General features: G+C 31.2%; 12 protein-coding genes and 1 tRNA gene. 10 read left to right on the forward strand and 3 right to left on the reverse strand.

Features of this window, described 5'->3' with window-relative positions; genetic code table 11:
- Nucleotides 1–8: 8 nt before the first annotated feature.
- From CCORG_RS01160 to mraY, 3 genes are all read right to left on the reverse strand, one after another.
- Nucleotides 9–84: transfer RNA gene (locus tag CCORG_RS01160), tRNA-Phe, on the reverse strand.
- Nucleotides 85–159: 75 nt separating this feature from the next.
- Complete coding sequence (gene murD, locus CCORG_RS01165; protein WP_025802630.1) at nt 160–1,353, reverse strand: UDP-N-acetylmuramoyl-L-alanine--D-glutamate ligase; 1,194 nt, start codon at nt 1,351–1,353, stop codon at nt 160–162.
- A gap of 8 nt (nt 1,354–1,361) precedes the next feature.
- Nucleotides 1,362–2,426, reverse strand: a complete 1,065-nt coding sequence (mraY, locus tag CCORG_RS01170) for a phospho-N-acetylmuramoyl-pentapeptide-transferase (RefSeq protein ID WP_025802632.1) — start codon at nt 2,424–2,426, stop codon at nt 1,362–1,364.
- A gap of 77 nt (nt 2,427–2,503) precedes the next feature.
- On the opposite strand from mraY, the gene gpmI reads away from it, so the two are divergent.
- The 10 genes from gpmI to CCORG_RS01220 all read left to right on the forward strand — a co-directional run bounded on the left by gpmI (nt 2,504) and on the right by CCORG_RS01220 (nt 12,952).
- Nucleotides 2,504–3,982 (forward strand): 2,3-bisphosphoglycerate-independent phosphoglycerate mutase, encoded by a 1,479-nt coding sequence (gpmI, locus tag CCORG_RS01175; protein ID WP_025802634.1) that lies wholly within the window; start codon nt 2,504–2,506, stop codon nt 3,980–3,982.
- Nucleotides 3,983–4,026: 44 nt separating this feature from the next.
- A complete protein-coding gene (gene dndC / locus CCORG_RS01180; RefSeq protein ID WP_025802636.1) occupies nt 4,027–5,646 on the forward strand; it encodes a DNA phosphorothioation system sulfurtransferase DndC in 1,620 nt (539 codons plus the stop codon).
- Entirely contained in the window at nt 5,630–6,304 is a 675-nt protein-coding gene (locus tag CCORG_RS01185; protein WP_025802638.1) for an AAA family ATPase, read from the forward strand. The genes dndC and CCORG_RS01185 overlap by 17 nt, the downstream gene beginning before the upstream one ends.
- Before the next feature lie 44 nt (nt 6,305–6,348).
- A complete protein-coding gene (locus CCORG_RS01190) occupies nt 6,349–7,653 on the forward strand; it encodes a hypothetical protein (protein WP_025802640.1) in 1,305 nt (434 codons plus the stop codon).
- Nucleotides 7,643–9,136, forward strand: a complete 1,494-nt coding sequence (locus CCORG_RS01195) for an FtsK/SpoIIIE domain-containing protein (RefSeq protein WP_025802642.1) — start codon at nt 7,643–7,645, stop codon at nt 9,134–9,136. Before CCORG_RS01190 ends, CCORG_RS01195 begins: the two co-directional genes overlap by 11 nt.
- 62 nt (nt 9,137–9,198) lie before the next feature.
- Nucleotides 9,199–9,942: a 3-oxoacyl-ACP reductase FabG gene (gene fabG / locus CCORG_RS01200; RefSeq protein ID WP_025802645.1), complete on the forward strand. Its 744-nt coding sequence runs from the start codon at nt 9,199–9,201 to the stop codon at nt 9,940–9,942.
- A gap of 112 nt (nt 9,943–10,054) precedes the next feature.
- Nucleotides 10,055–10,288 (forward strand): acyl carrier protein, encoded by a 234-nt coding sequence (gene acpP / locus CCORG_RS01205; RefSeq protein ID WP_025802646.1) that lies wholly within the window; start codon nt 10,055–10,057, stop codon nt 10,286–10,288.
- A gap of 19 nt (nt 10,289–10,307) precedes the next feature.
- Nucleotides 10,308–11,522, forward strand: a complete 1,215-nt coding sequence (locus CCORG_RS01210) for a beta-ketoacyl-ACP synthase II (RefSeq protein ID WP_025802648.1) — start codon at nt 10,308–10,310, stop codon at nt 11,520–11,522.
- A 3-nt stretch (nt 11,523–11,525) separates the two neighbouring features.
- Nucleotides 11,526–12,464: an acetyl-CoA carboxylase carboxyl transferase subunit alpha gene (accA, locus tag CCORG_RS01215; RefSeq protein WP_025802649.1), complete on the forward strand. Its 939-nt coding sequence runs from the start codon at nt 11,526–11,528 to the stop codon at nt 12,462–12,464.
- A gap of 116 nt (nt 12,465–12,580) precedes the next feature.
- Entirely contained in the window at nt 12,581–12,952 is a 372-nt protein-coding gene (locus CCORG_RS01220; RefSeq protein WP_025802650.1) for a c-type cytochrome, read from the forward strand.
- Nucleotides 12,953–13,036 lie beyond the last annotated feature (84 nt).

A 13,036-nucleotide genomic window follows, 5' to 3' on the forward strand; every position in this document is an offset into this window, starting at 1 on the left:
AATTTAAATGGTGGTTAGAGGCAGAATCGAACTGCCGACACGCAGATTTTCAGTCTGCTGCTCTACCGACTGAGCTATCCAACCACCGTAAAAGCGAAATGAAATTATATAGCTTTTTTACTTAAAGTTTGATTAAAATTTATTTTTTCATCTTTATAATTAAATTTTAAGCACACACTCCTTAAATTTATCACCCCTTTGTGCATATGAGCTAAACTGATCTAAACTCGCACACGCAGGACTCAAAAGAGCAACTTCCCCCAGTTTTAAGCTCTTTGAAATTTCATTAACTGCATTTTCTAAAATATCACTTTTATAAGCTTTATAGCCAAATTTATTGCTTAAAGTCATAATCTTATCAACACTAGAGCCAATAGCATAAATTTCAAGATTAAGATTTTTAAAGTTTTCAAATAGTGGCGTTAAATCCACGCCTTTATCATCACCGCCAAGTATTAGATAAATTTTTTTATCTTTATATCTATCGACGGCTTTTAAACAAGCATCTAAATTTGTAGCTTTTGTATCATTTACCCAAAGTCTACTGAATTTATCATGAAATTCTTCAACACGGTTTTTATCTATTTCAAAGCTATTTAAAAGCTCAAAATTTGCCACTCCAGTAGCAAATTTAGAAACGCATAGAGCCATTAAAGCATCTTCTAAAAACGGCACTTTAAATTTCACATCTTTTATATCTACGTCACAAATTTCAGCTAAATCGCTATCATTTTCATAACCGAAAATTTTAGCTTTTGTTGGAGTATTAGCATAAATTTTAGGTATTATTGCTACGCTACTTTGATCCATCATGCTAAGTGGTTTAAGCTTTGTTTTAACATACTCATCCATGCTTCCATGCCAACTTAGATGATCAGGAGTTATAGGAAGTAAGGCATAAATTTTAGGAGCGCTAAATTTAGTGTAGTGGATAGTAAAAGAGCTTGTCTCAAGTATCCAAAATTTTGCCGTTTTATCTAGCTTTGCCAAAGGCGTTCCTACATTTCCACCCATAGCGCCACCAAATTTACGAAGTAAAAGCTCTGTCATTTGTGTGGTTGTAGTCTTGCCGTTTGTTCCGCTTATCCAAATTTTAACTGGCGAAGTATCTTTAAAATAGTCATACTCACTTATTAAATTTCTAGCTTTTTTAACCAAAGTATGATCTTTAGGAAATCCAGGACTTGGAATTTCTAAGTTGCTTTTTAAAGGATCAAATTCACTAACTGGCTTTAATAAATTTCCAAATTCATCTTTTGAAATTTCACTAAATTTATCATCAAAAATTTCCCACTCGCCACTACTTGCCAAAGCTTTTGTAGTTACACCATATCCAAATAAAGATTTTGCCATTTTAACTCCTATCTTAGTTTTAGTGATGCTAAAGCTATCACATTTGCAATGAGAGCTATCATCCAAAAGCGTATGATGATTTTATTTTCTACCCAGCCTTTTAACTCAAAGTGATGATGAAGTGGTGCCATTAAAAAAACACGCTTTTTAAAGACCTTAAAGCTTCCTACTTGAAGTATCACGCTTAAAGTTTCTGCTACGAAAATAAAGCCTATTAATATAAGTAAAAATTCATTTTTACTTATCACACCACAATACCCCATAAAAGCCCCAAGAGTTAAGCTTCCGCTATCTCCCATAAAAACCTCTGCTGGATGACAGTTATACCATAAAAACCCTAAAAGCGCACCTATTAATGCCGCACATATAACAACAACTTCTCCAGCACCACTAACTTTTGGTAAGAATAGATATTCGCTAAATACCGCATGTCCGCTTAAATATATAAAAATTCCAAGCGTTACAAAAGCAAATACTGATGGTATGGTAGCCAGCCCATCAAGCCCGTCTGTTAAATTCACAGCATTTGAACTAGCTATGATAACTATCGCCCAGAAAAACAGAATAAAAAATTTCATATCAAAAAGCGGGTATTTATAAAAAGGTATATAGAGTTTTGTATCTAAATTTGTAAGAGTTAAAAGATATATTGATATGACAAAAGATAGCACTACCTGAAGTCTTAGTTTTGCTTTTGGACTAAGACCAGAGTGATTTTTTTTACCAGCAACTTTAGAATAATCATCAATGTATCCAATCAAACAAAAGCCTATCAAGGTTATCAAAGCTCCAATTACATAAGGGTTTGTAAGCTTTGCAAACAAAAGTGTGGATATGACAGTGCTAGCAGTAAAGACAATACCACCCATAGTTGGAGTGTGAATTTTGGCTAGATGGCTTTTAGGGGCTAGTTCGTATATCGGCTGACTTGCGTTTTTAAGTTTTGCCCAAGTTATAAATTTTGGCATCAAATATACAGATAAAACAAAGCCTATAAAAAACGCTCCACCACTTCTAGCTGTGATATAGCTAAAAATATTAACACTAAAAATCTCATAAAACAAATAAAACATTAAATTTAACCTTTAACAAATAAAAAGGGAAATTCTACTATAATGTTGCTTATATTTATATTTCAAAGGGTAAATTTGTGAAAAAAAAGATAGTTTTAGTAATAACAGATGGTATCGGATACAATCCAAATAACGAGTTTAACGCCTTTGCAGTGGCCAAAAAACCAACTTATGAGTGGCTTTTTAAAAATACTCCAAATTCACTTCTTAAAACTTCAGGTTTAGCTGTTGGTCTACCTAAAGGGCAAATGGGAAATTCAGAAGTAGGACATATGACGATAGGTTCTGGGCGGGTTTTATATCAAAGTTTAGTTAAGATTGATAAAGCAGTTCAAAATGGAGAACTTGCTAAAAATAGTGCTTTAGTTAATCTTTTAAATAGCGTAAAAAGGGTTCATGTCATAGGGCTTTATAGCGATGGTGGTGTCCACTCACATAAAACTCACTTTGATGAAATTTGTAAAATTTCGCTTGATTTTGGAAAAGAGGTCTTTGCTCATTTAATAACTGATGGGCGAGATGTAAGCCCTACAAGTGGTCTTGAGTTCGTTAAAGAATTTGAAAATTTTGCCACTAAAAATAGCATAAATTTAGCCACGATATCTGGAAGATTTTACGCGATGGATAGAGATAAAAGGTGGGATAGAGTTAAAACTGCTTATGACGCTATGGCAAAAAATGAGAATTTATTAAATTTAACTCCAAGTAAGTATATTGAAAATTCTTACGATGATGGCGTTACAGATGAGTTTATAAAACCGGCTAGTTTTTTAAAATTTGATGGTATAAAAGCCCAGGACGGCGTAGTTTTTATAAATTTTAGAAATGATAGAGCTAGAGAAATTTGTGATGCTTTAGGCACTCTAAATTTTAGCGAATTTCAAAGGGATGAAATTTGTGAAAAATTAATCACAATGACAAAATATGATGATAAATTTGATTTTCCTGTGATGTTTGAAAATGACGATATTAAGGACACTTTAGCTGAGGTTATCTCAAAAGCAGGTCTTACACAGCTTCACACAGCTGAGACTGAAAAATACGCACATGTGACATTTTTCTTAAATGGCGGAAAAGAAGAGCCTTATTTAAATGAAACAAGAGTGCTAATTCCTAGCCCAAAAGTTAAAACTTACGATGAAAAGCCTGAAATGAGTGCTTATGAGGTTTGTGATGCGGTTATAAAAGGCATGGAATTTGGGCATGATTTTATCGTTGTAAATTTTGCAAATGGCGATATGGTCGGTCATACTGGAAATTTTGAAGCTAGCATTAAGGCTGTTGAAGCAGTTGATGAGTGTTTGGGGCGGATTTTAAAGGTCGCAAAAGATAAAAACTACTCCTATATGCAAATCTCAGATCATGGAAATTGCGAAGCTATGAAAGCACCAAATGGCGATATTTTAACAAATCACTCAACTTTTGATGTTTTTTGCTTTGTTATGTCTGATGGCGTAACTAAGATAAAAGATGGCGGACTTAGCAATGTTGCACCAACTCTACTAAAAATAATGAATTTAGAAATTCCTAAACAAATGGATGAAGCGTTGTTTTAACTTAAATTTAGATTAATCTAAAACCAAATAAAAGAGTAGAGAAAATGAGTAGACCAATAGAGATAGATGAGTTAAAATTAGGTAAATTTTCTTTAATAGACATAAGACCTAAACAGTCATATTTTACTAGCCATATTGCAAATTCTATAAATTTAAGTCAAGCAAATTCAATAGTAGAATTTATAAAAAATAATCCAAACAAAGAATACGTGCTATGTTGTTTTACATCAACAAATGCTAAAAAAATGGCCATAAATATTGAAAAATATTTGCCAGATAATAATATTTATTATTTAAATGCAAATTTATTAGAAGCAAAAGAGTATGGTTTAGAAATTATTGAGTCAAAAACGTCGTTTTTGAATAAACTCATAGCTACAAAAAATAATATCTATGAAAAATATATCTCTAACAAAAAGGCTTGGATAGTTGCATTTAGTGGTGGAAAGGATAGCACATGTGTTCTTCAGCTACTTTATGAGATTATGATTAGTATGCCAAAAGAAAAGTTAAACCCAACTTATGCGATAATTTCTAATACTCTAGTTGAAGCACCTGTTGTAGATAAATACATAAAAATGTTAGTAAAAGCTATTAATGACGATGCAAAAAGAAGAGATATTTTATTTGAAGTAAAAATAGTTGAGCCAGCTCAAAAAGATCAGTTTTGGGTAAATTTAATAGGCAAAGGGTATCCAAGCCCTACAATAACTTTTAGATGGTGTACTGAAAGACTTAAAATAAATCCTACAAAAAAGGTTGTTGATGAAATAGTTAAAAAACATGGCAGTGCTATTTTAATGTTGGGTGTTAGAAAAAGTGAAAGTCAAAATAGAAAGCAAAGTATAGAAAAAAGAATTCTAAGTGAAGATGGGTTTAGTAAACACGATTACTATCAAAATACACTAATTTATAATCCAATAGTTGACTGGACATTAGATGATGTTTGGAGTTACTTGACTACCTTTAACCCTCCTTCATGGAAGATACCACATAATATCTTGTTTGATTTATACACAAAAGCAAGTGGAGATGAGTGTCAATTTATAATCGATAAGAATCAAAGTAGTTGTGGGGGGAGTCGTTTTGGGTGTTGGGTTTGCACATTAGTAAATGAGGATAAGTCCATGCAAGGTTTTATATCAAGTGGCAAAGAAAATTTAAAGCCCTTGAACGAATTTAGGAATTTTATAAAAAAAGCAAGAGAAAATCCTAAATTTAGAAGTGATTTTAATAGACATGGAGAATTTAGACCAGGACCATTTACAAGCTTTGCAAGAAAGCTTATACTAAAAAAGCTTTTAGAGTGTGAAAAAGAATTTAAAGATAAAGGCGGAATAAATTTAATAAGTGACGAACAACTTAGTTTGATAGCAGATGAGTGGAATAAAGACTTTGACTCATTAAATTCATGTATAAAATTAGCAAAGGAGTATGGGCGTATGCAAGAGTATGAAGATATACAAGATGTTAAAATCATTAATGAAGATATTTTGGATGAGTTGGAAAATGAAAACAAGGATATAATAAAATCTATTGTAAAAGAAGGAATATACATATCAAATCGCGGTCTTGTTACAAAAAAAGAACTTTTTGATGTTATTAAAAAAAATATTGATAACGCAACTATGAAGATAGGGGATGAAGATGGTTTTTTACAATAAAATTACAATTTCTAATCTTTTTGCATATAAAGAAAAACAGAGTATAAATTTCGATAAATACAATAATAAAAATTTATATCTTATTTATGGAAATAATGGCTATGGAAAAACTAGTTTTATTAGAGCTCTAAAAATTTTATTTTTAGGAACTGGCTTAAATGATGATAGTAAAATAGTTCCTGATAGTATTAAAAATTTCACTGGAACTATAACCTCAAGGCAACTTGTTTTAGGTGATAATAAAAATTGGCTTGGAATTTTAAATAAAAATGCCGTTGATGAAAATTTGAAAGATTATTTTGTAGAAATTAATCTTACTCAAAATGAAAAAAGTATACTTATCAGAAGAAGCTGGCAAGTTGAGCCATTAAAAGAAAATTTAGTTTATAAAGTAGATAATTTAGAATTTTATGATGATGAAGCACAGGAGAGAATAGACCAGATTTTACCATCAATGTTTGTTGAGTTTTTTATGTTTGATGGTGAAGAAATAGAGAAAATGGCTGAAAAAATTAGTTCTAGCTTAAAAGAAAAAATTCAAAATATATTAAACATAACGCCTATAAATCATCTAATCAGAGAAGCAAAAAAAGTAAGAAATGAGTATTTTGATAGAAGCATTAGCAACGAGGAAGAAAAAATAAATTCCACGCTTTAAAAAATGATTTAGAAATTCTATTAAAAAACCAAGAAATAAATGATTTGAGATTATCACAAGCAAAACTAAAGCTAAATGAATTAGATTCTGAAATTTTGCAAAAAAATGCTATTAGAGATAGTCATATAAAAACTAGTGGGAAAGAAGAAGCTAATCTTTTAAATGAAAAAGAAAATACACTTGACAATATAGAAAAGTCGAAAGAAAATTTAATTAAAATTTTGCCAGAGGTTTTATTTCTAGGGTTAGATGAGTTTTTTACAGATTTAAAGCTTTTCTTTGGAGAAATCTTAAGCAGTCAAAATATTACAGATATGAATAACCTTAATTTAATTAAAAACCCATTAAGTGAGAATTTAGCAGATAAACTATCTTTAAAATATAAAAATATCAACAAATATGAATTAAGAGATGAAATTTTAAAAATAATAAATGAAATAGCCGGTGAGAATTTGGATTTTGGTCCATTTAATGGGCTTTTAGATTCTCAAATTTTAAAAATTATAGATTATGGTAAACAGGATGCATTAAATTTATCAGATTTAATAGTTAATATAAAAAATGGTCTTTTAACTTTAGAAGAAGTAGATTTTAATCTTCAAGATATATTAACAGATAGTGATATTAAGGCAGAAATTCAAAAACTTGATGATGATATAGCTGTTCTTAATGCAAAGTATAGAGAGGCCGATATGGAGTATGATAAATTTAAAAATTTAGAGATAAAATATAAAGAAGATTTAGAAATAACTCAAATTGAAATCAAAAATTTAGAAAATTCAGTAGCCAAAAATTTACGTCTTGAAAAACAGGTTCAAATATCAGAAAATATTATAAAAGGACTAGAGGAATATAAAAATAGATCTATTTCAAAGCTTCTTATGGACTTAAAAGATAGAGTTTTAAGAAATTATAAAAAATTAATAGATGATGATAATGTTGAAAGTATTGATATAACTATTGATTTTGAATTAAGTTTAAAAGATAGAAATGGCAATAACATAGCTATTAAAAATCAGAGCGCAGGACAAAAACAAGTTACTGCTATTAGTATATTTTGGGCATTATCTGAATTAAGTGGTAGAGTTTTGCCTTTAGTTATTGATACTCCATTGAGTAGAATGGATAATATAAATACTAAAAATATTATTACAAACTACTACTTAAAAGCTTCAAATCAAGTTATTATACTTCCTCACTCAACTAAGGAATTTGGTTTAAATGAGTATAAAATTTCTAAAGAAAAAATAGCACAAAGCTTTAGAATAGATAATGACAACACTAGGAGACATGCTCAATTTGGCATAAAAAATATTGGTGAGATTTTAGGAGAAGAATATGGCGAGTAGAGTTTTTACAACAGGGCTGGAAGAAAATTTTATAAATACGATTATTAAAGGGCTTAAATTTAGCAAGGGGGAAATTCCTAAATATATAGTTCTTAGACTTGCTATATCAAAGTCTTTTAGATTAGATTACAAGCCACTAAATGATCCAATCTGGGCAGATAAAGTTTTAAAAGATACTGTTTTTGAAAAAGGGGGAGAGTATAATCTTATTCAAGTAACCGGCATTGGTAAAGATATAAAGGATTATGATATGCTTTTAAGGGTAATGTTTTCATATAGACACAAAAGTGAACACATTGATTTTACTGATGAGAGTATGTTTGTAAATGCATTAACTAAATATATTCATAGAGGACTTTTTGAAATACACAATACTTACAAAGCGTCTGATAACTTTTATCAATGGTTGGTAGATGATTTTGGGCTTTCAAATAGTAAATTCTTAAAAACAGAAAGCAAAAAAGACCTTTTAGAAAACTACCTTTTAAACAATAATATAGAGTATAAACTGCTCGATGTTATAAATTCAATAAGACATACCATTTACCATTTAAAACTTAATAGTGAAAAAGATTATCAAATATTAAACAAAAAAATTCAATACATGAAAGATTTATTTGGGTTATACGGAGAAGCTTCTATGCAAAGTATAACTGGAAAAAGTTTAGAATATTATATTCATTTACCAAAACAGGAGTGGGATAAATTTGACGAAAAGGATTTTACTAACGATATATACAAATATAATTTTGATTTTTATATGCCTGCCTATTTGGGTAGAAATTTAAATAATGAGCCATTTTATTTTGATTTATCAAAAGCTCCTCATCTTTTTATAGGTGGAACAACAGGAAGTGGAAAAACAAGCTTAATGGATGTTGTAATAAATTCTATTAATATGTTAAATAAAAATACAGAATTTATATTTATTGATCCAAAAGGAACAGAGTTTATAAAATATGAAAAACTATATAATTTAAGTGAAATTTCAAATCAAAAAATCATAACAGATATGAGTAGTGTAGATGAGATTTTAAGTGAGATTATTTTAGAAATGGAAAATAGAAATACACTTATGAAAAAAGAAGGTGTTAATAATAATAAAAAGCTAAAAACTCCTTTTAAAAGACTTGTTGTAGTTGTTGATGAGATGGCAGATTTGTTTGCAAATTTTAAAGATGTCCAAAAGAAATTTGAGATTTTAGCACAAAAATCAAGAAGTTCGGATATATTCTTAATCCTAGCTACACAAACGCCAAATTCAGATATATTCTCACAAACCTTAAGGGCAAACATACCATCACGCATAGGGCTTAAAACAACAACTTCTGGACAATCAAAAGTCATATTGGATGAAACTGGGGCTGAGAATTTATTAGGAAGTGGAGATTTATATGTAAAATTGCCACATTTAGGAGAGAAAGTAAGGATTATATCGCCATATTTAAATGACGAAGCAATATCAAAATTAATAATAACTTAAAAAAATAAATTTACACTTTTGTAATAAAATATTAAAATAAATTTTAATTTAAGGAAAAAGATATGAAATTTAGTGGTAAAAATGTTTTAGTTACAGGCGGTAGCCGTGGAATTGGTGCTGAAATTTGTAAAGTTTTAGCTAGTAAAGGATTAAAAGTTTGGATAAATTATAGATCAAAACCAGAAATTGCGGATGCACTTTGTGAAGAGATTAAGTCTAACGGCGGTAGCGGTGCGGTTGTGAAATTTGATGCAACAAATGAAGAAGATTTTATAAATGCTATAAAAACCATAATTGATTGTGATGGTGAGTTAAGTTACTTGGTAAATAACGCAGGAATTACAAATGATAAATTAGCAATTCGTATGAAACTTGATGATTTTACAAATGTTATAAATGCAAATTTAACTTCTGCTTTTATAGGAAGTAGGGAAGCTTTAAAAGTAATGAGTAAAAAACGCTTTGGCTCAGTTGTAAATATCGCTTCAATTGTTGGCGAAATGGGAAATGCTGGACAAGTTAATTACTCAGCTAGTAAAGGTGGAATGATAGCGATGAGCAAAAGCTTTGCAAAAGAAGGTGCTAGTAGAGGTGTTAGATTTAACTGCGTAACGCCTGGATTTATCGCTACTGATATGACAGAAGTTTTAAGCGATGAAGTTAAAGAGAGCTATATAAACGCTATTCCACTTAAAAAACTAGGTGAGCCAAGTGATATCGCAAATGCAGTTGCTTTTTTACTAAGTGATGGTGCTGGATATATCACAGGAGAAGTTTTAAAAGTAAATGGCGGATTATATATGTAAATTTGCTTTTTGGTAAAATTTCTAAATTTATGATATAATTTTGCTTTGTTTTAACTTAAACAAAAGCATAAATATTGTAAAATATTACACAATTTATTTAAGGAGTGCTGAAATGGCAGTATTTGAAAAAGTTAGAGATGTAGTTGTTGAGCAGTTAAGTGTTAGTCCAGATGCAGTTAAGCTAGACTCGAAGATTATTGAGGATTTAGGAGCTGATTCACTTGATGTCGTTGAGCTTATTATGGCTTTAGAAGAGGAATTTGATGTTGAAATTCCAGATAGCGATGCAGAAAAACTTATCAGTATAAATGATGTTGTAACATATATTGAGAATTTAGAAAAATAAGCCCAACTAAGGAGAAATTTTGAAAAGAGTTGTGGTAACAGGTTTAGGTATGATAAACGCCCTTGGGCTTTGTAAAGATAGCTCTTTTGAGGCCATTTGTGCGGGTAAAACAGGTGTTAAAAACATAGAGTCTTTTGACGCTAGTGAACTCTCTGTTAAGATAGCTGCTGAGATAGTTGGTTTTGACCCAGCAGAAGTTATCGAAGATGCTAAAGAGATAAAAAAGATGGATAGATTTATCCAGCTAGGGTTAAAGGCTGCTGATGAGGCGATGAAAGACGCAAATTTTAAGGAATTTGATCCTGATGATTTTGGTGTGAGTTCAGCTTCAGGTATCGGTGGACTTCCAAATATTGAAAAGAACTCCATAACTTGTTACACAAAAGGACCTAGAAGAATCTCTCCTTTTTTTATACCGTCATCATTAGTTAATATGCTAGGTGGTATAGTCTCTATCTATCACTCTTTAAAAGGCCCAAATTTATCAAGCGTTACAGCTTGTGCGGCTTCTACTCATGCAATTTGTGAAGCAGCTAAGACGATAATGATATCAGAAGCTAGCAAGATGCTAGTTGTTGGAGCTGAGAGTGCGATTTGTGAAATTGGTATAGGTGGTTTTGCTGCTATGAAGGCTCTTTCTGATAGAAATGATGACCCATCAACAGCTTCACGCCCTTTTGATAAGGGTAGGAATGGCTTCGTTATGGGCGAAGGTGCTGCTGCACTTGTTTTAGAAGAGTATGAAAGTGCAAAAGCAAGAGGAGCTAAGATATATGCTGAACTTGTAGGATTTGGAGAGAGTGGTGATGCTTATCATATAACTTCACCAACTCAAGATGGTCCTATTAGAGCGATGAAAAACGCACTTAAGATGGCAGGAAATCCAAAGATTGATTATATAAACGCTCATGGAACATCTACTCCTGTAAATGACAGGAATGAAACAGCTGCTTTAAAAGAGGTCTTTGGTAAAGATGTCCCTGCTGTTAGTTCAACAAAAGGTCAGATTGGTCACTGCTTAGGTGCTGCAGGAGCAAGCGAAGCTGTAATATCACTTATGGCAATGGATCGTGGTATTATACCACCAACTATAAATCAAATAGAGTCTGATGAGGAATGCGACTTAGACTATGTACCAAATATCGCCAGAAAAGCAGACTTGAATGTGGTGATGAGTAACTCATTTGGATTTGGCGGGACAAACGGTTCTGTTATATTTAAAAAGGTGGATTAAAAAATGGCAAGTTATTTGGATTTTGAAAAGGGAATTAAACAGATAGATGAAGAGATCACAAGTGCTAAGATAAAAGGTGATGATGATGCTGTTGAGACTTTGGAAAAAAACCTAGAAAAAGAGGTTGCTAGAACATATAAAAACCTTTCAGAGTACCAAAGACTTCAGCTTGCTAGACATCCAGATAGACCTTACTCGCTTGATTATATTAAAACTCTTTTAAGGGATTCTTACGAAATTCATGGTGATAGAGCTTTTAGCGACGATCAAGCAATAGTGTGCTATATAGGTTATATGGCTGATAAAAAAGTCGTTGTTATTGGTCAAGAAAAGGGTCGAGGAACTAAAAACAAGATAAAAAGAAATTTTGGTATGCCAAACCCAGAGGGGTATAGAAAAGCTTTAAGGGTTGCAAAATTAGCTGAAAAATTTGAACTTCCTATTCTGTTTTTAATAGATACTCCAGGTGCTTATCCTGGCATAGAAGCTGAAGAGCGTGGTCAAAGTGAAGCAATAGCTAGAAATTTATATGAGCTTTCAAAGATAAAAACGCCTATAGTATCTGTAGTTATTGGTGAAGGTGGAAGCGGTGGAGCTTTGGCTATTGGCGTTGGTGATAAGTTAGCAATGATGCAAAATTCTATCTTTTCTGTAATATCGCCTGAAGGTTGTGCTGCAATTTTGTGGAACGACCCAGCAAAAAGCGAACTTGCTACAAAAGCACTTAAAATAACAGCAAATGAGTTAAAAGAACATAAGTTGATTGATGATGTGATTGAAGAGCCTAAAATGGGAGCTCACAGAGATAAAGAAGGTGCTATAAAAAGGGTTGGTGAGTATTTTTTAGCTGAGCTAGATAAATTAGAAAAACTTAGTACCGAGGAGCTTTTGGATAAAAGACTTGACAAGATACTAAGTGTGGGGGCTTTTAAGGAAAAATAGCTACTTTTAGTAGATAAAGTATTTATATAAAATTTAAAATGTAAGCATATAATTTTACTTGATTGTAAGTTTTACTCTTTATAGGAGTGCTTACTTAAATATGAAAGGATTTAAAAATGAAAAAAAGTTTATTAGTATCATTAGCACTTGCAGCTTGTGTAACACTTGGTTTTGCTGAGGATAATGCTACAGAAGCAAACGCAACAGCTGAAGTTGCATCAGCTGATTTTTCAGGAGATGTAGAAAAAGGTGCAGTTGTATTTAAAAAATGTGTTGCCTGTCATGGTGCAAAAGCTGAGAAATCATATCTAAATAAGATTCCAGTACTTACAACTCTTGATCCAAATGGAATGGTTGAGAATATGAAAAAATATAAGGCTGGTGAGCTTAATCTATTTAAAATGGGTGCAGTTATGAAAGGTCAAATGGCTAGTCTATCTGAAGAAGATATGCAAAATGTTGTTGCTTATATAATGACTTTAAAATAACTCTTATAGCAGTGGCTCTTTGTGAGCCACTTTAAAATTAAATTTTTTATATATTTATTTTATTACTATCTTAAATTTTAAAAA

Source organism: Campylobacter corcagiensis, from assembly GCF_013201645.1.
GTDB classification, from domain to species: domain Bacteria; phylum Campylobacterota; class Campylobacteria; order Campylobacterales; family Campylobacteraceae; genus Campylobacter_B; species Campylobacter_B corcagiensis.